Genomic DNA, 23,973 nt, shown 5'->3' with positions numbered 1-23,973 from the left:
GGCGGCATCCGTCCCATTAACGCTGAGACGTGAGCCGACGCAGGACGTCCAGAAGCTTCACCGCAGGCTGGGGCAATAGCCCGTGGCTTCGCCGATAGACCTGCAATTGGCGGCGCTTGACCACGCCGGCCACCGGTAGCCGGTCTATCCAGCCAGCCTGCCGTTCCGGCTCGTACAGCGGTTCAGCCAGCCATCCGAGGAAGCCGCCGTGCGAAATCAGGCTCTTGTTCGTGATGTTCGAGCGGGTCTTGACGATTACCTCCGGCATGGGCAATCCGGCCTTGGCGAACTCTTTGGACAAGTCCTCGTAGGGGGCGGTCCCTTCGGGCGAGAGTACCCACTTGTAGTCCAGGGTGTCTGCCAGGGTGATGACGTTGTTGGCGCGGAGGGGATGTGACGGGGCCGCGACGATGTAGCTCGCGTCTTCCCAATGGCAATCCGGGATTGCGCAGATATCGGGGCTGGCCGGCATGGAAGCGCCCACGGTAAGGTCGACCTCCCGGTTGACGAGCGCATCGACGAGCACGTCGGCGATTCCTTCGACGATATGCACCTGCAGCTTGGGCCATTGTTCCAGTACCTGGGCGATGGCTTGAGGCAGGATTTGTCCGACCGCGCTGGCGATCGCACCGACGCGGATCGTACCGCGCGCCAGGCCGCGCAGTTCGTCGATTTCTTCGGTAGCGGCCTCGGCTTCTTTCTGGATCAACGCGGCGCGGGGCAGCAGGGTCTCGCCCGCGGCGGTCAGCTTCATGCCGGTCAGGTAGCGCTCGAACAGCGGCATGCCGATCTGCTCTTCCAGCTTGCGTATGGTCCGGCTCAGGGCCGGCTGGGTGATGTTGAGTTTCTGGGCTGCGCGCCCCAGAGTGCCGTACTGGGCAACCGCAAGAAAGGCATCGAGGGGGCGGATGTGGATGGTCATGCCGAAACTTAATGGCGCCCACCGGAAAAAGCAATATTCAGTGCCGCTCTGCCTTACGCATACTCCGCGCATCGTAAACGAGGAGCCAGGAGCGCAAGCAGTGAGGAGCATCATCGTTACAGGAGCCGCCAGGGGCATAGGGCTGGCGTTCGCACGACGTTTCGCGGCCGACGGGTTCGACGTCGCCATTCTCGATAGCACGGGCGCCGAGCAAGCCGCGGCATCTATGGCGCGCGAGGGACTGAGCGCTACCGGCTATTCCGGCGACGTGACGGAGGAGGCGGATTGGATGCGCATCGTCGAAGACCTGTCCGCGAAAGGGAATGCGCTCTACGGACTGGTCAACAACGCGGCGATGTTCGCGAGCCTGCCCATGCAGCCGTCCACGCAGATTTCCAAGGAAGACTGGATGCAGGTCATGGCGGTCAATACCGCGGGTCCGTTCCTGGGCATCAAGGCATGTTCGCCAGCCATGCGAGCGGGCGGCGGTGGGCGTGTGGTGAACATCGCGTCCACCTCGCCCTTGAAGGGCGTGACCGGGATGCCTCACTACGTGGCCAGCAAGGGCGCGGTGATCGCGCTTACGCGAAGCCTGGCCAGGGAACTGGGCCCAGCGGGCATCACGGTCAATGCGATCGCCCCGGGATTCACGCTGTCGGACGGCATCCTCACGAACAAGGAGCATGTCGATCAGTTCCGCGACGTGGGCAAGAGCGCGCGGGCGTTGAAGCGGGACCAAATGCCGGAAGACCTGGTCGGCGCGGCTTCGTTCCTGCTGGGGCCCGATGCGGCATTCATGACGGGTCAGACGCTCGTCGTCGATGGTGGAGCCATTTTCGTCTGATCACAAAAACCATCAGAAACCTGGAGTCGAGACCATGAAAAAAACAATCACGGCCGCTGCCGCGGCATTCATGCTAGCGAACACGCCGGCCTTTGGCCAGGCGTCGAAATATCCTGCCAAGCCGGTCCGCATCGTGTCGGCGTTTTCCACCGGATCGGGGGCCGACGCGATGTTGCGCATCGTGGCCGATCGCCTGTCCAAGGCATGGGGCCAGGCCGTCGTCGTCGAGAACAAGCCAGGGGGCACGGGTTTCATCGCGGCCGCCGACGTCATGCGCTCGCCAGCCGACGGCTATACGCTCTTCCACGCGGATGGCCTCAACTTCACCGCGGTGCCGCATCTCTACAAGAAGATACCCTACGACGCCCAGAAGGATTTCGTGCCGGTGATTCCTTTGCATCACAGCAACTTTTTCATCGCCGTGTCGTCGCAGTCGAAATGGAACAGCGCCGGCGATCTGCTGGCAGCGGCGAAGGCAGCCCCCGGCAGGGTGACATACGGCTCCTGGCAAATCGGGAGTGTGGCGCATTTGGCGGGTGCGGCATTGGAGACCGCCTCGGGCACCCATATGACGCATGTTCCGTTCAAGGACGTAGGCCAGCTGTATGCCTCGGTAGCCAACGGCGACGTCGATTGGGCGTTCGGGACGCCGGGCAGTGCCGGTCCTTTGCAGCAGGCAGGCAAGCTCAAGTTCATCGGCTGGGCCGGCACGGAGCGTCTTGCCACCTATCCGGACGTGCCGCTGGTTGGTGAAAGCGGCGGGCCGGCGGGGTTCCAGGTGTCGGGATGGGTGGGGCTGTTTGCGCCGGCAGGTACGCCCAAGACGCTGGTCGATCAGGTCAACAAGGATGTGACCGCCCTCTACAGCCAGGCGGACATTCCGCCGAAGATGATCCAGTTCGGCTACATGCCGCTGCTGATCAAACCTCAGGAAGTCTCGGCGCTGATCCGCAAGGAGTCCGAGGCTTACGCGAAGATCGTGAAGGAAAACAACCTGACGCTGGACCAGTAGGCGCGGTCGTGTCCGGACCGACCGTCGGGAAATCTTTGAGGATGGAATCTTGAAACTGGGAAATACCGATACATACCGGCAGCCGGAACTGCTGATCGGGGGCGATCCCCGGGGGCTCGATGGCCGGGATGCCATGCCGGTCGTGAATCCGGCGACCGGCGGTGCGCTGTGTCTGCTTCCGCTGGCAAGCCGGCAGGACCTGGACGATGCGCTTGAAGCCGCGCAAAGGAGCTTCACGGAATGGAGGCGGGTGGCGCCGGTCGATCGGGGGCGGATCCTGCGCCGGGCGGCCGACCTGATGCGCGGCAGCGTCGAGCGGATTGCCCGGCTGATCACCCTGGAGGTCGGCAAACCCATTGCCGAGTCCCGCCAGGAGGCGGCGCTGGCCGCGGAGACGCTCGACTGGTTCGCGGAAGAGGGGCGCCGCGCGTATGGGCGGATACTGCCATCGGGACTGGGCAAGACCCAGTTCATGGTGGTCAAGGAGCCGGTGGGGCCCGTGGCGGCATTCGCGCCCTGGAATTTTCCAACGGTCAACGCGGCCCGCAAGATAGGTTCGGCGCTGGCGGCTGGGTGCCCCTGCATTCTGAAGCCAGCGGAAGAGGCACCCGCGGCGGCGCTGGAAGTGGCCAGGGCACTGCTGGAGGCCGGCCTGCCGCGCGGAGTCCTGTCTGTCGTGTTCGGCGTGCCAGCGGAGGTTTCCGAGCATCTTCTGGCATCGCCGATCATACGGAAGGTGTCCTTCACCGGATCCATTCCCGTCGGGCAACATCTGATGAAACTCGCCGCGGCCTCCGGCAAGCGGACCACCATGGAGCTGGGCGGACATGCGCCGGTGCTTGTGTTCGGCGATGCCGATGTCGAGCAAGCGCTGGATTTGGCCGTTGCCTCGAAATACCGGAATGCCGGCCAGGTGTGTGTAAGTCCGACACGTTTTTATATCCACGAAAGCATCCATGAACGCTTTGTCCAGGGTTTCGAGCAGCGGGTGCGGACCATTTCGGTAGGCGACGGGCTGGCCGAAAGTACCCGCATGGGGCCGCTAGCGCACGATAGGCGCAGGGCTCCCCTGGAAAGCCTGATCGAAAATGCGCTGGGCGGCGGCGGCCGCCTCGTCAGCGGTGGCAAGGCCATCGAGTCGGGTGGTTATTTCTTCGAGCCGACGGTACTCGCCGACGTGCCGGAGTCCGCCAGGGTGATGAACGAAGAGCCTTTCGGCCCCCTGGCGCTGTTGAACGCCTTCACGTCGACGGACGAGGCGATCGCACGGGCGAACCGGCTGCCATTCGGCCTGGCAGCATACGCCTTCACCCGCTCGACGGACGTGGTGAGGCGGGTATCCCAGGAGGTCGAGGCCGGCATGCTGGGTATCAATTCCTTCATGATCTCGGTTCCCGATGCGCCATTTCTGGGAATCAAGGAAAGCGGCCATGGTGCTGAGAATGGCATCGAGGGGCTCGAAGCCTGCCTGGTGACCAAGCTGGTTTCCGTGGCTTGATCAGGATGCGGGTGCGTGCATGCCCCGCACGATGCCCACCACCGCGGCGACCAGGAAATCCAGGTCGTCCCGGCCTATGGTGAAGGCCGGCGTCAGGTAGACGATGTTGCCGAAGGGCCGTACCCAGACGCCGGCGTCGACCAGCCTGGCACGCAGGGCGTCGCGGTCGAACGGTCCGGCCAGCTCGACCGCGGCGATGGCGCCCAGCACGCGGACGTCGCGCACCCACGGCAGGTCGCGGCAGGGAGCGAGGCCGGCTTCCAGCGCGCGGGACAGGGCCGCCACCTGTTCCAGCCGCGGTTCGCGTTCGAACAGGTCCAGCGAGGCGTTGGCGGCGGCGCAGGCCAGGGCGTTGCCCATGAAGGTGGGGCCGTGCATCAGGGCGTGGCCGGGATCGTCGGACCAGAAGCCGTCGAACACGCGTTGGCTGGCCACGGTGGCGGCAAGCGGCAGGGTGCCGCCGGTCAGGGCCTTGGACAGCGTGATGATGTCGGGCCGCGCATCGGCCTGCTCGAACGCGAACATCGTGCCGGTGCGGCCGAAGCCGGTGAAGATCTCGTCGTAGATCAGCAGCAGGCCGTGGCGGTCCGCCAGCGCGCGCAGGCGGGCCAGCACTTGCGGCGGGTGCATCAGCATGCCGCCTGCGCCCTGGACCAGCGGTTCGACCAGGATGCCGGCCAGTTCGTGGGCGTGCCGGCGCAGCAGCGCGTCCAGCTCGGCTTCCGAGGCGTCGTCGCGCGGCAGCGGGGCGATCACGTGTTGGGTCAGGAGGCCGTGGAACAGGCTGTGCATGCCGTCTTCCGGATCGCAGACCGCCATCGTGCCGAAGGTGTCGCCGTGGTAGCCGCCGCGGAAGGCCAGGAAGCGCGAGCGCTGGCGCTCGCCCTGGTTGAGCCAGAACTGCACGGCCATCTTCATCGCCACCTCGACCGCCACGGAGCCCGAGTCGGTGTAGAACACGCGGTCGAAACCCGGGCCCAGCAGCGCGCACAGGCGCTGCGCCAGCCGCGCGGCGGGCTCGTGCGTCAGCCCGCCGAACATCACGTGGGGCATCGCATCGAGCTGGCCGCGCACGGCCCGGGCGATGGCGGGATGGTTGTAGCCATGGCAGGCGGTCCACCACGAGGCCACGCCATCCACCAGGCTGCGGCCGTCGGCCAGTTCGATGCGGCTGCCGTGGGTACGGACCACGGGCAGCGGCGGCGCGGCGGTCTTCATCTGGGCATAGGGCAGCCAGACGTGGCGGGCGCCGTCGGCGACCCAGGCGGATGGGGGTGTGCGCATGTTCGTCCTGCGCCGGCCGCGGCGCCAGGCCGGGCCGGTCGTTCCTCTACAATGACATGCATTCTACGGTGCGGGCGTCCCCAGGCGCATCGCCGGACCATGTCTATATTCGATTCCCTGTTCGCCCAAGAGCTCGACCGCGCGGTCCAGCGCCAGACGCGGCGCCGTTTGCGCACCACCGCCGCGCCGCGCGGCGGGCGCGTGACGTTCGAAGGCCGCGACGTCGTCGATTTCTCCAGCAACGATTATCTGGGCCTGGCCGGCCACCCCTTGCTGGCCGAACGCGTGGCCGAATGGACCGCGCGCCATGGCGCAGGCGCGCGCGCCTCGCGTCTGGTGTCGGGCAACCTCGACCTGCACCTGGCCGTCGAGGCCAAGCTGGCCCGTTTCAAGGGCACCGAGGCGGCGCTGCTGTTCGCCTCGGGCTGGCAGGCCAACGCCGCCGTGCTGCCGGCCTTGCTGCGCCTGCCGGGCCAGGGCGACCCGCTGGTGTTCTGCGACCGGCTGAACCATGCCAGCCTGCACCACGGCTGCCAGGCCGCCGGCGTGCGGCAGATACGTTTCCGGCACAACGATCTCGATCACCTCGATGCACTGCTGGCCGAGCGGGCCGGCCAGCCCGGCCCGCGCCTGATCGTGACGGAAAGCGTGTTCAGCATGGATGGCGACCGTACCGACGTGGCGGCGCTGTGTCGGGTGGCCGAACGCCACGGCGCCTTCGTCTACCTGGACGAGGCCCACGCGACCGGCGTGCTGGGGCCGCGGGGGGCCGGGCTGGCAAGCCTGGGCGACGGCAGGGTCGATCTGGCCATGGGCACCTTCAGCAAGGCCATGGGCGGTTTCGGGGCCTACGTGGCGGGATCGCGGCAATTGTGCGACTACCTCGTGAACACCTGCTCGGGGTTCATCTACACCACCGCCTTGCCGCCGCCCGTGCTGGCCTCCATCGATGCCGCGCTCGATCTGGTGCCCGGCATGGAAAGGGAAAGGCAGCGGTTGGCGGGGCTGGGCGACGGACTGCGGCGGGCGCTGGCGGACCAGGGCCTGGAGACGGGCGCTTCGTCGACGCAGATCGTGCCCGCCGTCGTGGGTGAAGCGGGCGCGGCGCTGGCCCTGAGCGACGGCCTGCGCGAGCGCGGCCTGCTGGCGGTGGCGATCCGTCCGCCCACGGTGCCGGCGGGCACGAGCCGGCTGCGGATCGCGCTCAGCGCCGCGCATGATGAAGAGGACGTGGGGCGGCTGGTCCGCGCCATCGCCGACCTGCGCACGCAAGCCGCGAGCGCGAGCGGAGGCCGGTCATGACCGGCGGCGCGCGCCTGCCGCTGGTGTTCCTGCATGGCTGGGGATTCGATGCCTCGACCTGGGCGCCCATGCGCGCCCACCTGGACGGCTGGGAGGTCCATGCCGACGACGCAGGCTATTTCGGGCCAGCCGTGGCCGCCGAACGCCCGGCCGCCTACGTGGCCGTGGGGCATTCGCTGGGCGCCATGCGCGGCCTGGAAGACGAGGGCGGTGGTTGCCGCGGCTTCGTCCTGATCAACGGCTTTGCGCGTTTCGCGGCCTCCGGCGATTTTCCCGCGGGAGTCGCCCCCAGGGTGCTGGACCGCATGCTGGCCCGTCTGGCGGCCGATCCCGTCGCCGTGGTGGGCGAGTTCCGCCGGCGCTGCGGTGCCGATGGCGCCGTCGATGCGGCTAAGCTGGACGAGGCCGCCCTGGCCGCCGGCCTGCGCTACCTGCGTGAAGGCGATGCGCGCGCGGCCTGGGCCGGCCGGCGCGTCCCGGCCTGCGTCCTGGCGGGCGACGCCGATGCGGTCGTCACGCCGGCGCTCACGGCCGCCTCGTTCGGGGACCGGGTCTCGTGGTGCGCCGGCGGCGGGCATTTGCTGCCCCTGACGCATCCCGAGTGGTGCGCCGGCCAGGTCCGCGCGTTCGCGAGTGAACTGGCAAGCGCCGTGGACCACGCATGACGGGGCCGGTCCATGGGCGAGCGGTGGCGCGCCGCTTCGGCGATGCGGCGGGACGCTACGAACGGCACGCGGGCTTGCAGCGCGACGTGGCCGAAGAACTGGCCGCGCGCATCGCCCGCCTGCCGCTGCCGGAGCGCCCGCGCATCCTGGAGATAGGTTGCGGCACGGGATTCCTGGCCCAGGCCCTGGCGCGCCGGCTGGGGCCGGCATGCTGGACGCTGACGGACGTCTCGCCCGCCATGCTGGAGACCGCACGGCGGCGCCTGGCACTGCCCGGCACATGCCGTTTCGCGGTCATGGACGGCGAGCATCCCGATACGGGACTGGGCGAATTCGACCTGATCTGCTCCAGCATGGCGGTGCAATGGTTCGGCGACCTGGACGCGGGGCTGGCGCGGCTGGGCGGCCTGCTGGCCCAGGGCGGCTGGATGGCGGTGGCCACGCTGGCCGACGGTACCTTCGCCGAGTGGCGCGCGGCGCATGCGGACCATGGGATGGATGCCGCGGTCCGCGACTATCCCCGTCCGGCGGACATCGGCGCCGCGCTGCCCGGCCTGCGCCGTTTCATGCAGGCCGAAAGACGGGTGCAGCCGCATCGCGACGGCATGGCGTTCCTGCGCGGGCTCAAGGCGATAGGCGCGGATGCGCCCGCGCCGGGCCGCCGTCCGCTGCCGCCCGCGATGTTCAAGCAGATACTGCGCAGTTTCGACACACGGGGGGCAAGCGTGACCTACCATCTGGCCTACGGCACCTGGAACAAGAGCGACGCGCCGCGCGGCGTATTCGTGACCGGCACCGACACCGGCATCGGCAAGACGCTGGTGTCGGCGGTGCTGGCGCACGCCTGGCAGGCCGACTACTGGAAGCCTCTGCAAACCGGCGTGGCGACGGAGCCCGACGACACAGGCACGGTGGCACGGCTGGCCGATCTTCCGCCCGAGCGCATCCACGCGCCCCACGCGGTGCTGCAGGCGCCGCTGTCGCCCTGGGCGGCCGCGCGCGAGGAAGGCGTGACCCTGGACATGGCCGGCATCGAGCTGCCCGACACGCGCGCGCCGCTGGTCGTGGAGGGCGCCGGCGGGCTGCTGGTTCCCATCGACGACCGCGCCACCATGATCGACCTGATCGTCCGCCTGGGGCTGCCGGTGGTGCTCGTGGCGCGCAGCACGCTGGGCACGCTCAATCACACGCTGCTGTCGCTGGAGGCGCTGCGCGCGCGCGGTATCCCGGTGGCGGGCGTGGTGATGAGCGGAGAGCCCTCGGCCGGCAACCGGCTCGGCATCGAGCAGTTCGGCAAGGTGCGCGTGTTGGCCGAAATCCCGCATCTGCCCAGGGTCGATGCCGACGCGGTGGTGGCCCTGGCGCGCGGCATCGAGCCGCTGGACCGGGTGCTGCGGGCGGCCGGAACCGCGCGCGCCTGAAACCGGCCCTCAGCGCCTGCCGGCGTCCTGGCCGTACAGCATGCGCACGTGCTTGCGCATGTGCTGGAGATAGGCGCTGACCGCCTGCGGCAGGCGCCGGCGGCCCAGCACGCAGACGTCCACGCAGGTCTTGCCCAGGATGGGATGCGACAGCGGGATGCTGACCAGGTCGCCCGCATCCAGTTCATGATGGATGGACATGTGCGACAGGATGGTGATGCCGCCCTGGTTGCGCGCGTAATTCTTCATGGCGGCGATGGAGTTGGTCACCATGGCGGGTGCCACCCGCAGGCGTTCGCCCGCGCAGATGGAGTCGATCAGCCGGCGTATGCCGAAGTCCGAGGCAGGCAGCGCCGTGCGGTGGTTCATCATCTCGCGCAGCGAGATCGCCTTGCGGCGCGCCAGTTCGTGCGTGGGCGCCATCACCGCCTCCAGCGGCGCCGAAATGCGCAGCGCGCATTCGATGGCGTCGTGCGGCGTGGGGGTGAACGCCAGGCCAAGGTCGGCGTCGCCGCTGGTGACCGCGGCCAGCGTGGTCTCGGTGCCGGCCACGACGATCTCGAAGGTCACGCCGGGATAGCGCTGCTGGAACCCGGCCACGGTCTGGGTCACGAACTCGATCTGGCCTTCGGTGGAATACAGCTTCACGTGGCCGTTGCGCAATCCCTTCAGCGCCTCGAGCTCGGCCAGCATGCGCCGCTGGCCGTGCAGCACTTCCTCGGCATAGTGCAGGCAGACCTCGCCCGCGGGCGTCAGCACGACGCCGCGGCTGGACCGGTCCAGCAGCTTGATGCCCAGTTCGCCTTCCAGGCGCTTGATGTGCTTGCTCAGGGCCGATGGCGCGATGTCGAGCCGCTCCGATGCTCGCCGTATGCCCTTGCATACCGCGACTTCATAGAAGCTGGCCAGGTCAGCCGGATTCATGCAGGTTCCCCATGTCGGTGCCGTGCACCGGCCTCGTGCGACCGGTGTCCAAGGATGTAGCGTCGCATGCCCCGGTCTCGTGCGGGTGTTCTCGTATCGAGAACATGGTGTGCGTGTCCCTTGTCTTGTTGGGGGGAAGGGATCTCCCGATAATTTTTTTGCCGCCGAGCCGCCCGGCAAGACCGGCGCCAACGTGGCGCAGCAGCCGGGCGGTTCGTCCGTTTCCCGCCAGTCATTATCGAGGCCCCTCATGTCCACAAGCAAGATTTTCATGTCCGACGCCGTCGCCAAACCCAAGGCGCCGCTCTCGCACGCGGTCGTCGCCGGAGACTTCGTCTTCGTCTCGGGCACCACGCCCTTCGACGCCAATCGCGAGCTGGCGCCGACCTTCTCCGAGCAGATGCACCAGGTGATGAAGAACCTCAGGCAGATCCTGGGCGAATGCGACAGCTCGCTCGACAAGGTGGTCAAGGCCAACGTGATCCTGACCGACATCAGCCGCTTCAACGAGATGAACGAGATTTATCGCGGCTATTTCCAGGAAGGCAAGTTTCCCGCCCGCACCACCATCGAGGCACCCCTGGCGATCGCCGGGATGATGCTGGAGATCGAGGTCGTGGCGACCCGCTAGGCCGGCTGGCGGCGCACGGCTCCCGCGCGCCGCCGATGCTTCTTTCCCTTTTTCGCTCAAGGTATCGAACATGAAGATGTCGTTGAGTTCGTCGCTTTTCGCGCGGCGCGCCACCGGTGCCGTGCTTGCCTGCGCCGCCGCGGTCTGTGCCGCCACTGCCACGGCGGCCGACACCTATCCCAGCCGTCCCATCAAGATCATCGTGCCTTTCGCCGCCGGCGGCGGCAGCGACGTGACTGCGCGGCTGATCGGCAGGAAGCTGCAGGAGGCCTATGGCCAGGCCGTCGTCGTCGAGAACCAGCCGGGCGCCAGCACCCAGATCGCGACCCGCAACGTGATCCGGTCGGCGCCCGACGGCTACACGCTGCTGCTGGCGACCACCTCGGTCGTCAACAACACGCACCTGTATCCCAAGCTCGACTACGACGCCATGAAAGAGCTGGTGCCGGTGGTGGGCATCGTCGACGTGCCGCCGTTCCTGGCCGTGGGGCCCGGCATCAAGGCGACCAACGTCAAGGACTTCATCGCCGAGATCAAGGCCAAGGCCGCCACCGAGAAAGGCGTGACCTTCGGCTCGGCCGGCCCCGGCAGCACGCTGCACCTGGCTTCCGAATGGCTGGTCAAGCAGCTCGGCATCAAGGCCGTGCATTCGCCCTACAAGGGCAGCGGCCCGGCATCGGTGGCGCTGGCCCAGGGCGACATCGACTTCAGCTTCGACAACATCCCGCCGCTGCGTCCCATGGTGGATGCGGGCAAGGTGCGCCTGTTGATGGTGGGCGCGCGCAACCGCTTCCCGAGCACTCCGGCGCTGCCGACCCTGAAGGAGTCGGGACTGCCGGACGAGGAACTGTCCAGCTGGTTCATCCTGATGGCCCCGGCGCAGACCCCGCCCGCCGTGGTGGCGTCCATCAACAGCGAAGTGAACAAGATCCTGAAGAAGCCGGACGTGCGCAGTTCGCTGATCGACCTGGGGCTTGCGCCCATGGACACCTCGGTGGACGATCTGAAGAAGCGCATGCGCAATGACTTCAACATGTGGGGCGGCATCATCAAGGATGCCAAGGTGACGCTGGAGTGAGCATGGGGGAAAGCAAGGTCGACGGTGGCTACGCCCATATCGGGCGGCCGCTGGCCCGGGTGGAGGATGCCCGCCACCTGGCAGGCGGGGGCGCCTTCGTGGCGGACATCCAGGTGCCGGAATGCCTGGAAGTGGCGTTCTGCCGCAGCCCGGTGGCCCATGGCCGCCTGAAGGGCGTGACGCTGCCGCCGGAATTGCCGGCCGGGACGTTCTGGACCGCGGCCGACATCGCCGGCCTGGCCTTGCCCATCTACTGCGCGCTGTTGCGTCCGGAGTTCAACGGCGCGCCGTATCCGCTGCTGGCCGACGGCAAGGTGCGTTTCGCCGGCGAGCCCGTGGTCCTGGCGCTGGGCGCGACCCGCGCCGAGGCCGAGGAGCGCGCCGAGCAGGTGCAACTGGACATCGAGCCGCTGGCCGCGGTGGTCGATGCCTGGGACGAGGTCGAACATCCGGGCGTGCCGCTGCACGACCACCTGGACTCCAACCTGGTCATGCGCATCGGCCGCGCGCTGGGCGATGCGCAGGCCATCATCGACGACCCCGCCGCGCGAGGCCTGCGCCAGGTCACGCGCCGCCTGTCCATGGGGCGGGTGCTGGCCAGCCCGCTGGAATGCCGGGGCTGCCTGGCCTATCCGGATCCGGCCGGCGGCGTGGTCGTGCACGTGTCCAGCCAACGCCCGCACTTGATCCGCACCTTCCTGGCCGAACAGATTCCGGGCCTGACCGAAGCCGACATCCGCGTGGTCGTGCCGGACGTGGGCGGCGGCTTCGGCTCCAAGAGCAATCTGTATCCCGAGGAAGTCCTGGTGACGGCGCTGGCCTGGAAGCTGCGGCGGCCGGTGCGCTGGATCGAGGACCGCTACGAGCACTTCGTCGCCAGCAACCACAGCCGCCAGCACGAGCAGCGCATCACCGCCTATTTCGACGACACGGGCAGGATCCACGCGCTGGACGCGCTGGTGGTGGTGGACGCCGGGGCCTATTCGGCCAAGACCTCCACCGGCGCGATCGAGGCCAACATGGCCACCAACGTCATGCTCGGGCCCTACGACATCCGCAACTATCGCTTCGAGGCCGTCAGCATCCACACCAACAAGAGCCCCCTGGGGCCTTATCGCGGCGTGGGCCGTCCGGGCGGGTGCTTCGCGATGGAACGCATCATCGAGGAAGTCGCCCGCGAACTGGGTGCCGACCCGCTGGACGTGCGCCGGGCCAACCTGATCTCGCCCGCGCAGATGCCCTATGTGTCGGCCACCGGACTGGCCTACGACTCGGGCAACTATCGCGAGGTCGTCGATGCCGCCGAGCGCTTCGTGGCCGAGAACTGGTCCGCCGCGCGACAGGCCGCCGACGGCGGCCGGGTGGGCGTGGGCTATGCGATGCTGGTCGAGCAGGCCGCGCACGGCGCCGAGGAATGGCGCCGCCGGGGCTCGCCGCTGATCTACGGCCACGAGTCGGCGCGGGCCACGCTGAACATGGACGGCACGCTGGTCATCGAGGTCGGCACGCTGTCGCACGGGCAGGGGCATTTCACCAGCCTGGCGCAGATCGCGGCCGAGATCACCACGCTGCCGGTCTCGGCCATACGCATACGCCAGGGCGATACCTCGGCGGCACCGTATGGCCTGGGCTCGGTCGCCTCGCGTTCCATCGTGATGGCGGGCGGGGCGGTGGCCATGGCCTGCCGCGACATCGTCGGCAAGGCGCGCGCCATCCATGCCGTGCTGCACGAGGCGGACGAGGCGCAGATCGAGGTGCGCGACGGCGCCTGCGTTTCGCCGCAAGGCACGACGTCCTTCGGCGACCTGGCGCGCATCGCCTACGTGGGCGTGAGCAAGCTGCCGCGCTCCATTTCCCCGGGCTTCTCGTTCCAGGCCGACTATCGGCCCAGCGTCGAGACCGGGACGTTTTCCTACACGCTGCATGCCGCGCGCGTCAGCGTCGACCCGGACACCGGCTTCGTCAGGATCCTGGACTACCTGGTCGTGGAGGACTGCGGCACGGTGGTCAACCCCCTGATCCTGGACGGCCAGATACGCGGCGGCGTCGCGCAAGGCATCGGCCAGGCCCTGTATGAAGAAATGATCTATGACAGCAACGGCCAGCCGCAGACCGTGACCTTCGGCGACTACGCCGTGCCCAGCGCGGTCGAGGTTCCGCCCATTTCCATCCTGCACTTCAGCACGCCGTCGCCCCATTCCGAGTTCGGCATGAAGGGCATGGGAGAAGGGGGGGCCGTGGCGCCGCCGGCGGCCATCGCCAATGCCGTGCGCGACGCGCTGGCGGACCTGGGCGTGGACGTGTGCCGCACGCCCATCACGCCCGACTACCTGCTGCGCCAACTGCACGAAGCCGGGCGGGGAGGCACGCGATGAAGCTGCCGCCTTTCGCGCTGCATGTGCCGCGCACGCTGGACGAAGCGCTGGCGCTGCGCGCCGCCCTGGGCAGCGATGCCAAGGTCCTGGCCGGCGGGCAGAGCCTGCTGCCCATGATGCGCTACCGCATGCTGCGCCCCTATGCGCTGATCGACATCACCCGGGTGGCGTCGCTGGCGAACCTGGACACCGCGCCGGCCGTGCGCATGGGCGCGGCCGTCACCCATGCCGACGTCGAACGGTGTACGCAGGCCGGGGCGCTGTTCGACCTGCTGCGCGCGCATGCCGCCGAGATCGCCTTCCTGCCGGTGCGTGGCCGGGGCACCGTGGTCGGCAGCCTGGTCCACGCCGATCCGGCGGGGGACTGGCCGCTGCTGCTGACCGCGCTCGATGCCTCGGTGGAACTGGCCAGCCTGCGGGGGCGGCGTGTCGTCGCCCTGCGCGATTTCATCCGCGGCGCCATGGACAGCGACGTGCAGGTGGACGAGATCGCGCTGGCGGCCACGCTGCCCGAGCGGGCATCGGGCCTGGTCCGATGGGGCCGGTGCAAGCTCATGCACCGGGCGGGCGAATTCGCCTCGGCCAGCGCACTGGCCCTGCAAGGCGCCGATGGCCAGTGGGCATGCTGGCTGGGCGCGATCGATCCTGGTCCGCTGGCCCTGCCGGCCACGGCGGCGCGCCTGGCGGCAGCCGGAGGCCCGACACCCGCCAGGCGCGACGTCGCGGCCTCGGCCCTGGACGAAATCCTGGCCGCCCGGCCGCACATCGATCCGCTGGCGGCATCCCGTCACGCGCAGGCGATGGCCCGGGCGGTCGAACAGGCATGGCAAGGAGTCGCCGCATGAAGATCACATTGACCGTGAACGGCCGCGAAACCGGACTCGACGTCGAACCCTCCGCGATACTGGCCGACGTGCTGCGCGAGCAGTGCCGGCAGACCTCCGTGCACCTGGGCTGCGAGCATGGCGTGTGCGGCGCCTGCAACGTCATCGTCGATGACCAGGTGGTGCGTGCCTGCCTGACGCTGGCGGGTTCGGTGGACGGCTGCTCGGTGACCACGCTGGAAGGCCTGTGCGATGCCACGGCCGACCGGCTGCGCCGGGCCTTCGGCGAACACCACGCCCTGCAATGCGGCTTCTGCACGCCGGGCATGGTCGTGAGCGGATACGACATCGTGCGCCGTGGCCAGTTGCGCGACGAACCGGCGATCCGCCAGTGCCTGTCCGGCAACATCTGCCGCTGCACGGGCTACCACGGCATCGTCGCGGCCGTCGTCGAAGTCGCCAACGAAGAACGACCCATCACCGAGGTGCAAGCGTGAAATCCTTCAATCCCTATGGCATCGTCGGCGCGGCCATCGTGCCGCACGCGCCGCAATTCCTGTCCTTGCCCGAGACCGAGGACCTTGAACAGGTCGCCCGCGTGCGCCGCTCGCTGGAAACCATAGGCGAGCGGCTGCGGGCGCTCGCGCCCGATTGCATCGTCATGGTGTCCAACGACCATGGCGACCACTTCGTCACCCATGGCGTGCCGCCGTTCTGCGTGCACGTGGCCGACCAGGCCGACGGCATGCACAAGCATCGCGGCATGTGGGCCATCGACGGCGCCACCGGCTACGCCCTGGTCCCCGAAATGGAGCGGGCCGGCTTCGACCTGGCCTTCACCATGAACGCCAAGCTGCAGACAGCCTTCACCATACCCTACGAGTTCATGGGCTTCGGGCGCGACGTGCCGCTGGTGGCCCTGTTCGTCAACGCCTACGTGCCGCCCCAGCCCAGCGGGCGCCGCTGCTACGCCTTCGGCGCCGCCCTGCAGACCGCCTTGCAGCGCCTGGGCAAGCGGGCGCTGCTGATCGCCAGCGGCGGCCTGTCCCACTATCCGGGCACGGTGCACTATCCGCATCCCGACCTGGAGACGGACCAGCGCATCTTCGCCGAAATCCAGGCGGGACATCTGACGCACCTGCTCAGCTACGACGACTGGGAGCTGGACCGCACCGGCAACGTCGAGCTGCGCGCGCCGCTGATCCTGGCCGGGGCGCTGGGCGAGAACCGGCCGCCGTTCACGGCGCTGCTGGAGCCGTCGTGGCACCACATCTATGCCTCGGCCGGCTGGGACCTGACCGAGCCGGCGCCGGCGCGCGATCCGCTGCGCTATCCGGCCATGCCGCCGGAACGGGCCAGGCTGGCCGAGGCGGTGCTGGCCCTGCGCACGCGGGCCGAGGCGGCGGAACGCTTCCTGGACGACCCCGCGGCCTTCTGCCGGCCCTTCCTCCTGGCGGACGACGAACGCCAGGCGCTGTGCGCCATGCAATGGGATGTCCTGCGGGACCGCTTCGGCATCCACGCCTTGCTGACCTCCGGCGCGGCCATGCAGATCGGCCTGGCCGCCAAGCGCCGACAGGCCGGATAGAGATTCTTCGCTTCAACATTTTCTTCGGGTATCGGGTATGAAACGCAAAGTAGAAATCGCCGGGGGCGGCATCGCCGGCCTGAGCGCCGGCGCGCTGTTCGCGCGCCGCGGCTGGGAAGTCAACGTCCACGAGCAGGGATCCGAGATCCGCGAAGTGGGGGCGGGCATCTATATCAAGAACAACAGCCTGGAGGTGCTGGAGAAGCTGGGCGTGCTGGACCGCATCCGCGGCCAGGGCACGGTACTCGAGCGGGCGCAGATCCAGTTCGCCGACGGCACGGTCAAGCAGGAGCGGCCGTTGCGGGACAAGTCCCGCGTCCATACCTTCGCCCGGCAGGTGCTGATCGAGGGACTGCGCGACGCCGCGCTCGAGGCCGGCGTGAACATCGTGACCGGCTCGCGGGTAACCGGCGCGCTGCCCGGCAAGGGCCTGCTGACCGCCGACGGCGGGCTGCACGAGGCCGACCTGGTCATCGCGGCCGACGGCGTGCATTCGGCGGTGCGCAATTCGCTGAAGATGGGCGGGGGCTTCACCGAGCTGCCGACCATCATCAACCGCTATCTGATCGAAGGCCGCGCCTTCACGCCCCAGCCCAAGACCGTGGAGCACTGGTCGGGCAACCGGCGCATAGGCGTGACGCCCTCGGGACCGGACCATACCTACGTCTACATGGTCGCCCCAGCCTGGGACGCCACGGCGGCGCGCTTTCCCATCGACGTCGGGGACTGGAGCCGGCGCTTTCCCAGGATCGCCGACCTGATGCCCGTGCTGCACCGGGCCGAGGGCACGCAATACCATTACGGCCTGGTCAAGTGTCCGAGGTGGAGCGCCGGCAACATCGCCATCCTGGGCGACGCCGCCCATGGCCTGCCGCCGACGCTGGGGCAGGGGGCGGGCCTGACGCTGATGAACGCCTACGCGCTGGCGCACCTGGTGGCCGACGCCGACGACGTCGCCGCCGCGGTGTCGGCCTGGGAGCAGCGCGTGCGCTTCATCAGCGATCGCACGCAGGCCTGGGCCGTGCGCTACGATTGGTTCACGCGCCAGTGGCCGACCTCGCTGGATTTCGCGCGGCCGCTGGTGGCCTGGAGCTTCGGCCAGTTCAAGTGCCTGAACGAACGCATGCGCGTGGCCGATCGCGGCCTGGCGCAGGCCGGCATAGACATGATGGGGGAAGCACGGCCATGATCATAGACGGCACCAAGACGCTGGCGGCGCCGCGCGCCCGGGTCTGGGAGGCGCTGGACGACCTGGACTTCCTGCGCCGGACGATTCCCGACTGCCGCGCCATCAGCCGCACCGACGACGGCGGCTACCGGGCCACGATCTCGGCGGGCGTGGGGCCCATACGCGCCAACTTCGAGGTGGCCTTCGCCCGCGCGGTGCAGGCGCAGCAGGAGCGCTTCACGCTGACGGGCCAGGGCTCGGCCGGCGTGGCCGGCGCCGCCACCGGCAGCGTGGCCGTGACGCTGGAGGACATCGCCGGCGGTACCTTGCTGGCCTATCGCGCCGAGACCGAGGTGACCGGCAAGGTCGCCCAGCTGGGCGCGCGGATGATAGACGGCGCCGCACGCAAGTTCTCGGAGCAGTTCTTCGCGAACGTGCAGCGCGAATTGTCGGACGGCGGGGCGCGGACGGCCGCGCCGGCAACCGGGGTCGCGGCCAGCGTCCACGCCGCGCCCGCGGCAGCCGCCGCTTCGCCGGCCGCGGGACGCTGGCAAGGCTGGTGGCTGCCCATCGCCTGCGGGGTGGGTTGCTTCGTCGGCACCTTCTGCGCCAACCTGCTGCGGTGACCGGATGACCAGGCCCGTTCCCCGTGCGGCCGTGTTCGGCCGGCGCCGCGCCATCGTCACCGGCCATCACCTGGCCAGCCAGAGCGCGCTGGATACCTTGCAGGCAGGCGGCTCGCTGGTCGATGCCATGATCTCGGCATCGGCCGTCCTGGCCGTCGCCTTGCCACATGCGACCTCGCTGGGCGGCTGCGGCATGATGCTGTATCACGACGCGGCCTCGGGCACGGTCCAGGCCCTGAACGGCACGGGCCGGGCGCCCGGACTGGCCAGTCCGGGTGTCTTCGCCGACGGCGTCATCGGTCCGCGCGGACCATCGACCTGGGTGGCGCCCGGACTCGTGCGCCTGTGGGACGAGGCGCACCGGCGCCATGGGCGATTGCCCTGGGCCTCGCTGCTGGCGGACGCCGTGCGCCACGCCGCGGACGGCATCGGGTGCTCCAGCGAGATTCATCGCAACCTCAGGAGCGCCAGGCCGGCCGTGGTCCGCCAGCCCGGCTTCGGCTCCCTGTTCGTGCCCGACGGCCGGCCGCTGGCGCCAGGGGACCTCCTGCGCCAGCCCGCCCTGGCCGATACCTTGAAACGCATCGCGCGCGATGGCGCCGACGCTTTCTACCAGGGACCCATCGCCCGCAGCCTGGACGCCTTTTCGCGCGCGCAAGGAGGCCTGCTGCGCATGGATGACATGCTGGCGCAGCGGGCCGGCTGGGCGCCACCGGTCAGCCTGTCCGTGCGGGACAGGCACATCCATGTCATGCCGCCGAATTCCCTGGGGGTGTTGATGCTGGCCCAGCTCGATGCGCTGGCGCCGTACCTGGACGAGCCCGAAGGCCAGCGCGCCTATGCGCAGATCCAGATCGCGCGGCTATGCCTGGAAACCTTCCAGCGCAAGGTGGCCGACCCGGCCGCGCCGTGGCCCGCCACCCTGGACCCTGGGCAGGTCGCGCGGCGCCTGGCCAGCGTGGCGGGCGGGACGCCATCGGGCGCGCGCGATCCCGGCGACACCGCCGGCATCGTGCTGGCGGACGGGCAGGGCAACGCGCTGGCCATGCTGCAAAGCGTGTTCCAGCCCTTCGGCAGCGGCTGCGTGGATCCGGAAACGGGCATCCTGTTGAATAACCGCCTGATCGAATTCGATCTCGATCCGGCCAGCCCCAACGTGCTGGGCCCGGGCAAGCGGCCGGTCCATACGCTGAACCCCTACATCGTGATGGAAGGCGGCAGGCCGGCCATGCTGGGCGTGTCGCCGGGCGGCGTGAGCCAGACCACGACCGGCGTGCAGGTCATCGCCCATGCCTGCTTCGAGAACCTGCCGCTGGCCCAGGCCATCGATGCGCCGCGCTGGAGCATCACGCGCGGCGGCGACATCCTGCTCGAACCCGGCTTCGAGCCGGGCGTGGCGCAGCGGCTGCGCGAGGCCGGCGTGCCGGTGGAAGAGGATTCCCTGCACGAGTTCTACTTCGGGTCGGCCAAGGCCATCCGCATGCGCCACGATGGAACACTGGAGGCGGCGGCCGACCTGCGCCGCCAGGCCTGCGCGCTGGCGGAGTGACAGGCCCTAGATTTCCAGCGTCGCCACCACCGGCGCGTGGTCCGACGGCTGTTCGTTCTTGCGGATCTCGCGCTCGATCACGCACTCGCTGCACACGGCCTTCAGGGTGTCGGACAGCAGGATGTGGTCGATGCGCAGGCCGGCATTGCGGCGGAAGCCGAGTTGCCGGTAGTCCCACCAGCTGAAGGACTTGGGCGGCTGCTCGAACAGCCGGAAGGCATCGTGCAGGCCCACGTCCAGCAGCGAGCGGAACGCGGCGCGCTCGGGTTCGGACACCAGCACGCTGCCTTCCCACTTGACCGGATCATGCACGTCGCGATCATCCGGCGCGACGTTGTAGTCGCCCAGCACCGCCAGGCGCGGGTAGCGGGCCAGTTCCTTCTGCAGTCCTTCGCGGAAGGCGGCGAACCATTTCAGCTTGTATTCGTATTTGTCGCTTCCCACCGACTGGCCGTTGGGGCAATAGGCGCTGACGACGCGCAGTTCGCCGGCCGGGGTATCCAGCGTGGCGGCGATGACGCGCTGCTGGGTGTCCTCGAACCCGTCGATGTTCTTGGCCACGTCCTTGACCGGCTGGCGGGTCAGGATGGCAACCCCGTTGTAGGTCTTCTGGCCGGTGAAGACGGCGTGATAGCCGATTTCCTCCAGGGCCGCGACGGGGAACTTGTCGTCGGGAAGCTTGAGCTCCTGCAGGCACAGGGCATCGACCGGATTGGCCTGCAGATAGGCGATGACCTGCGGCAGGCGCACGTTGAGGGAGTTGATGTTCCAGGTGGCGAGCTTCATCGGGCGAGGCGATTTCTAGTATGGATGCGGGCTAACGGGGGATTCATCGCCCCATCCGCTGGGCTGGCTGCAAAGCCGAGGCGCGCTTGGCGGCCGGATGGATGTCCGCCGCCTTGCGCATGATAGCAGCCTCGATTCGTGCGGACCGAATCGCTCGTCTACCCCGCCCGGCCTCGACCCCGGATGCGCCCGGCCTCGACCCGGCAGCCGGCGGACCCATGGCCGGGAACGTTCAGTCCCACTGTATGCCCAGCTCCTTCACCAGGCCGCCCCATTTGTCGCTTTCCTTCTTCAGGAAGGCCCCGAATTCGGCGGAGCTGCTGGCCACGATTTCCGCGCCTTCCGAATCGATGCGATCCTTGACTTCGGGCAGGGCCATGGCCTTCGCGATGCCGTGGTGCAACCCGTCCAGCAGGGCCGGGGGCAGGCCAGCCGGCGCCACCAGGCCGTGCCAGTTGGAAACCTGCATGGCCGGCACGCCAGCCTCGGCGGTAGTCGGCAAATTGGGTAGCTGGTCGACACGGCGCGGACCCGCCACGGCCAGGCCGGTAAGGCGGCCGGCTTCGATGTGCGAGCGTACCAGCGTGATGTCCGACACCATGACCTGGACCTGGCCGGCCAACAGATCGTTGAGCGCCGGACCCGAGCCGCGGTAGGGCACGTGCACCATCTCGACCCCGGCCACGCGCTTGAACAGTTCGCCGGCCAGGTGGGGAATGGTGGCGTTGCCGGCAGACCCGAAGTTGAGCTTGCCAGGATTGGCCTTGGCGTAGGACACCAGTTCGCCCAGGGTCTTGATGCCGGTTCGGGGGTTGACGACGATGATCTCGGGTACGCCGATGACCTGCGACACCGGGACCAGGTCCTTGAACGGATCGTAGGGCATCTTGCGCGCGATATGCGGCGCCACGGTCAGCGCGCCGGCCAGCGAATAGCCCAGGGTGTAGCCGTCGGGCGCCGACCGGGCGACTTCGGACAGCCCGGTCAGGCCGCCCGCGCCCGGGCGATTCTCGACGATCACCGGCTGGCCCAGGATCTTGGTCAGGCCGTTCCCAAGCAGGCGGCATACCGTGTCCGCGGAGCCGCCCGGCGCCAACGGCACGATGATGCGGATGGGGCGCGAGGGGAACTTGTCGGCCGCGCGCACCGGAAACATGGCCGTGGCCAGGGGGAGCGCCATGGCGCCAAGCGTGAGGACGCGTCGTCGTTGATCGATCACGTGGGGTTCCTTGTCTCGTGTCCGGCGGGCTTCGGAAGCGCCCGGTGGCCGGTTATCGTTGATCTGGTGCCCGCGCGTGGCGCGGGCACCGTGTACGCGCACTGTAGGCAATGCGATGCGCGCGGGCTATCCGCGCTCGCGTCAAAGCTGATATGCCTGAATTTGCAGGGGGAGGCCCGCATGAACCCCCGGCGCCTATTTCGTCACCGCCACCGTGCCCTTCATCAGCGCCGCATGCCCCGGGAACGAGCAGAAGAACGCGTAGTTTTCCCCCGCCTTGAGCTTGCTCGTATCGAAGGTGACGGAGTCGGATTCGCCGCCGCCCACCACCTTCGTATGCGCGATCACGCGCGGATCGCCCGGCTTGAGGTAGTTCTTGTCCAGCCCCGCGGGAATGCCGTCGGCCGCGATGCCCTGCACGTCCGCGGCCTTGCTCAGCACCCAGTTGTGGCCCATGGAGTTCCGGGGCAGCTTGCCGGTATGCGTGAGCTTGACCGTGAACTGCTTGCAGCTCTGCGGCACGTCCATGCTGGTCTTGTCGAACTTCATGGCGTCGTTGCCCGCGATGTCCACGTTGCAGGTGGCGGCGAAGGCGGGGCTGGCCAGCGTGGCGGCCAGCAGCAGCGCCGGGGCGGTGTGCAGGATCTTCATCAGGTTCTCCTTCAGGAATGTGGATCGAAACGCGGACGGATCAGCAGCGGGAAGAAGCGCCACACATACAGCGCGAACCCCAGGATCCAGGCCACCGCCGATGCGTGCAGGATGCCCGTCGTCCAGACCGTGGGCAGCAGGGCGGCCAGGCGCAGCGCCGCCGCCGCGATCACCAGCACGTAGGCAGCCACCATGCTGCGGTCGGTGCGCAAGGGCCGGCCGAGGTGGCCCAGCGCCGTGCGGGTGACCATGCCGATGATCAGCACGGCAAAGCCCGCCGCGCCGATGACGTGCGCCGGCCAGGCCAGGCGCGGGACCCAGCCCGCCGCGTGCGCCGCGGCCACCAGCAGGCCGGTGCCCAGCGCGGCGTAGCCCGCGTACAGGATCCACAGCAGCGGCACGCGCCGCACCGCCCAGGGCCGCCACGCCAGCAGTTGCCAGCAGGTCAGCATGCCAGTGGCAGCAAGAGCCAGGCCCGCCCCCGGCATCCAGCCCGCCAGCAGGAGCGTGATCGCCAGCAGGCCGGCGCCGAGCTGCCACTGGCCGCTGCGGGTATGCATGGGAATGTCCAGGCCGGCCACGGCACGCATCGCGAAGAAGGGAATCACGCGCCGCGCCACCAGCAGCGCGATCACCGCCATGCACAGCAACCCGAGGTTGAAGCGTGCCAGCAGCAGGGCGTAGTCGCCCCGCAGGACCGTATGGAGGTAGAGGACGTTCGCCGCGCCCAGAGCAAGGACGAGCACCGGTATGCCGTAGTTGCGCCGGCTGTGTGCCGGATAGATGGAGCGGCCCAGGGCCACGGCGGCGATGGCGAAGAACGCGGTCTCGCTGCACGCGGCAACCCAGAATCCCGCGCTGCCGGGCACCAGATAGCCGGCCCGCGCCAGCAGCCACAGGGTCGTCAGTCCGCCCAGGGCCTTGCCGCGCAGCGGATTGATGCCGGTCCAGTTGGCGCCGGCGGTGAACAGAAAGCCGACGGCGATGGTGGCGATGAAGCCCCAGAGCATCTCATGGGCATGCCAGGCCACGCCACCGAGCGGTCCGGCCAGCGTCCGCGGCGCAAATACCCAGAGCAGGATGGAAATGGCCGCCCACAGGCAACCCGCCAGGTACAGGGGCCGGAAACCGAGTTCCAGGAAAGCCAGCCACTGCGGGGGCGGTGGAGGGGAGGGGACGGGTTCTTCGACTTCCAGCAGGATGGCCATGGGCCGGCTCCGTAGGTGGGCGTCCGGTTTGAAGATGTATGCTAAATGAATCTTATGGAGGGTAATCCCAATACCGCTGACGACAGCGGGGATTTTCCAGCGGGAATCCAGCGAGCGCGGGCGGGCCGTGGGACCGGGGGGCATCGTCAAGCAGATCCAGACCGTGCAGGCCGATTATGATTTCTACGATAACGACGCCAAGACCAACTACGGCGTGCTGACCATCGACCAACTGGTCAAGACCAATCTGTACGACGCGGTGGTCGACGCCTACAAGTAGCCCGGGCGTGGAACCGGCCGGCGGCGCCGCACCATGCGGCCGCCGCCGGACTGGCGTATAAAGACAGGTACGACAAGGCAACGCGCTCGGCCTGGAGACTGGAGCGCCCATCGGTTCA

Annotated in this window: 23 protein-coding genes; 16 read left to right on the top strand and 7 right to left on the bottom strand. The window is 68.8% G+C overall.

Annotated features, from left to right (window positions below):
• Positions 1–16: 16 nt before the first annotated feature.
• On the bottom strand, positions 17–922 hold the full coding sequence (locus N5K27_RS16755) for a LysR family transcriptional regulator (protein WP_087839472.1): 906 nt from the start codon (positions 920–922) through the stop codon (positions 17–19).
• Between N5K27_RS16755 and N5K27_RS16750 the strand changes: the two genes are divergently transcribed.
• The 3 genes from N5K27_RS16750 to N5K27_RS16740 are packed head-to-tail and all read left to right on the top strand — an operon-like array spanning position 921 to position 4,276.
• Complete coding sequence (locus N5K27_RS16750) at positions 921–1,766, top strand: SDR family oxidoreductase (RefSeq protein ID WP_279817628.1); 846 nt, start codon at positions 921–923, stop codon at positions 1,764–1,766. The genes N5K27_RS16755 and N5K27_RS16750 overlap by 2 nt on opposite strands.
• Before the next feature lie 34 nt (positions 1,767–1,800).
• Positions 1,801–2,778, top strand: coding sequence for a tripartite tricarboxylate transporter substrate binding protein (locus N5K27_RS16745; RefSeq protein WP_165963208.1), 978 nt, complete (start codon positions 1,801–1,803; stop codon positions 2,776–2,778).
• A 49-nt stretch (positions 2,779–2,827) separates the two neighbouring features.
• On the top strand, positions 2,828–4,276 hold the full coding sequence (locus N5K27_RS16740) for an NAD-dependent succinate-semialdehyde dehydrogenase (RefSeq protein ID WP_243724565.1): 1,449 nt from the start codon (positions 2,828–2,830) through the stop codon (positions 4,274–4,276).
• On the opposite strand, the gene N5K27_RS16735 is transcribed toward N5K27_RS16740, so the two are convergent.
• Entirely contained in the window at positions 4,277–5,560 is a 1,284-nt protein-coding gene (locus tag N5K27_RS16735; RefSeq protein ID WP_087839475.1) for an adenosylmethionine--8-amino-7-oxononanoate transaminase, read from the bottom strand.
• A gap of 99 nt (positions 5,561–5,659) precedes the next feature.
• Between N5K27_RS16735 and N5K27_RS16730 the strand changes: the two genes are divergently transcribed.
• The 3 genes from N5K27_RS16730 to bioD are packed head-to-tail and all read left to right on the top strand — an operon-like array spanning position 5,660 to position 8,948.
• Positions 5,660–6,862 (top strand): 8-amino-7-oxononanoate synthase, encoded by a 1,203-nt coding sequence (locus tag N5K27_RS16730; protein ID WP_279817626.1) that lies wholly within the window; start codon positions 5,660–5,662, stop codon positions 6,860–6,862.
• Complete coding sequence (locus N5K27_RS16725) at positions 6,859–7,527, top strand: alpha/beta hydrolase (protein WP_132980034.1); 669 nt, start codon at positions 6,859–6,861, stop codon at positions 7,525–7,527. Before N5K27_RS16730 ends, N5K27_RS16725 begins: the two co-directional genes overlap by 4 nt.
• Positions 7,524–8,948, top strand: a complete 1,425-nt coding sequence (gene bioD, locus N5K27_RS16720; protein ID WP_087839478.1) for a dethiobiotin synthase — start codon at positions 7,524–7,526, stop codon at positions 8,946–8,948. Before N5K27_RS16725 ends, bioD begins: the two co-directional genes overlap by 4 nt.
• 9 nt (positions 8,949–8,957) lie before the next feature.
• On the opposite strand, the gene N5K27_RS16715 is transcribed toward bioD, so the two are convergent.
• On the bottom strand, positions 8,958–9,872 hold the full coding sequence (locus tag N5K27_RS16715) for a LysR family transcriptional regulator (protein ID WP_165963209.1): 915 nt from the start codon (positions 9,870–9,872) through the stop codon (positions 8,958–8,960).
• A gap of 250 nt (positions 9,873–10,122) precedes the next feature.
• Here N5K27_RS16715 and N5K27_RS16710 point away from each other — a divergent pair, with 250 nt between their 5' ends.
• From N5K27_RS16710 to N5K27_RS16670, 9 genes are all read left to right on the top strand, one after another.
• A complete protein-coding gene (locus tag N5K27_RS16710) occupies positions 10,123–10,503 on the top strand; it encodes a RidA family protein (protein ID WP_165963210.1) in 381 nt (126 codons plus the stop codon).
• Positions 10,504–10,573: 70 nt separating this feature from the next.
• Positions 10,574–11,581: a tripartite tricarboxylate transporter substrate binding protein gene (locus N5K27_RS16705; protein WP_087839480.1), complete on the top strand. Its 1,008-nt coding sequence runs from the start codon at positions 10,574–10,576 to the stop codon at positions 11,579–11,581.
• 2 nt (positions 11,582–11,583) lie between these two features.
• Positions 11,584–13,956 carry a xanthine dehydrogenase family protein molybdopterin-binding subunit gene (locus N5K27_RS16700; RefSeq protein ID WP_279817621.1) on the top strand — a complete coding sequence of 791 codons (2,373 nt, stop codon included), beginning with the start codon at positions 11,584–11,586 and terminating at the stop codon, positions 13,954–13,956.
• Positions 13,953–14,801: an FAD binding domain-containing protein gene (locus N5K27_RS16695; protein ID WP_087839482.1), complete on the top strand. Its 849-nt coding sequence runs from the start codon at positions 13,953–13,955 to the stop codon at positions 14,799–14,801. The genes N5K27_RS16700 and N5K27_RS16695 overlap by 4 nt, the downstream gene beginning before the upstream one ends.
• Complete coding sequence (locus N5K27_RS16690) at positions 14,798–15,277, top strand: (2Fe-2S)-binding protein (protein WP_279817617.1); 480 nt, start codon at positions 14,798–14,800, stop codon at positions 15,275–15,277. The genes N5K27_RS16695 and N5K27_RS16690 overlap by 4 nt, the downstream gene beginning before the upstream one ends.
• A complete protein-coding gene (locus N5K27_RS16685; RefSeq protein ID WP_165963212.1) occupies positions 15,274–16,368 on the top strand; it encodes a hypothetical protein in 1,095 nt (364 codons plus the stop codon). Before N5K27_RS16690 ends, N5K27_RS16685 begins: the two co-directional genes overlap by 4 nt.
• Positions 16,369–16,405: 37 nt before the next feature.
• Entirely contained in the window at positions 16,406–17,557 is a 1,152-nt protein-coding gene (locus N5K27_RS16680) for an NAD(P)/FAD-dependent oxidoreductase (protein WP_087839484.1), read from the top strand.
• The gene (locus tag N5K27_RS16675; protein WP_279817614.1) at positions 17,554–18,162 is read left to right on the top strand and encodes a carbon monoxide dehydrogenase subunit G; all 609 of its coding nucleotides are present in this window, start codon (positions 17,554–17,556) and stop codon (positions 18,160–18,162) included. Before N5K27_RS16680 ends, N5K27_RS16675 begins: the two co-directional genes overlap by 4 nt.
• Before the next feature lie 4 nt (positions 18,163–18,166).
• Positions 18,167–19,711, top strand: a complete 1,545-nt coding sequence (locus N5K27_RS16670) for a gamma-glutamyltransferase (protein ID WP_279817612.1) — start codon at positions 18,167–18,169, stop codon at positions 19,709–19,711.
• Positions 19,712–19,717: 6 nt separating this feature from the next.
• On the opposite strand, the gene xth is transcribed toward N5K27_RS16670, so the two are convergent.
• The 4 genes from xth to N5K27_RS16650 all read right to left on the bottom strand — a co-directional run bounded on the left by xth (position 19,718) and on the right by N5K27_RS16650 (position 23,575).
• Positions 19,718–20,497, bottom strand: coding sequence for an exodeoxyribonuclease III (gene xth, locus N5K27_RS16665; protein ID WP_087839487.1), 780 nt, complete (start codon positions 20,495–20,497; stop codon positions 19,718–19,720).
• Positions 20,498–20,729: 232 nt separating this feature from the next.
• The gene (locus tag N5K27_RS16660; RefSeq protein ID WP_132980037.1) at positions 20,730–21,716 is read right to left on the bottom strand and encodes a tripartite tricarboxylate transporter substrate binding protein; all 987 of its coding nucleotides are present in this window, start codon (positions 21,714–21,716) and stop codon (positions 20,730–20,732) included.
• Between the two features lie 195 nt (positions 21,717–21,911).
• The gene (azu, locus tag N5K27_RS16655; RefSeq protein WP_279817609.1) at positions 21,912–22,367 is read right to left on the bottom strand and encodes an azurin; all 456 of its coding nucleotides are present in this window, start codon (positions 22,365–22,367) and stop codon (positions 21,912–21,914) included.
• Between the two features lie 11 nt (positions 22,368–22,378).
• Positions 22,379–23,575, bottom strand: coding sequence for an NnrS family protein (locus N5K27_RS16650; RefSeq protein WP_279817607.1), 1,197 nt, complete (start codon positions 23,573–23,575; stop codon positions 22,379–22,381).
• 127 nt (positions 23,576–23,702) lie between these two features.
• On the opposite strand from N5K27_RS16650, the gene N5K27_RS16645 reads away from it, so the two are divergent.
• Entirely contained in the window at positions 23,703–23,855 is a 153-nt protein-coding gene (locus N5K27_RS16645) for a hypothetical protein (RefSeq protein WP_279817606.1), read from the top strand.
• Positions 23,856–23,973 lie beyond the last annotated feature (118 nt).

Source organism: Pigmentiphaga sp. GD03639 (genome assembly GCF_029845405.1).
GTDB classification, from domain to species: Bacteria; Pseudomonadota; Gammaproteobacteria; order Burkholderiales; family Burkholderiaceae_B; genus Pigmentiphaga; species Pigmentiphaga daeguensis.
Note: the sequence above shows the minus strand (reverse complement) of the source record. Positions and strands in the feature narration are given on the sequence as shown.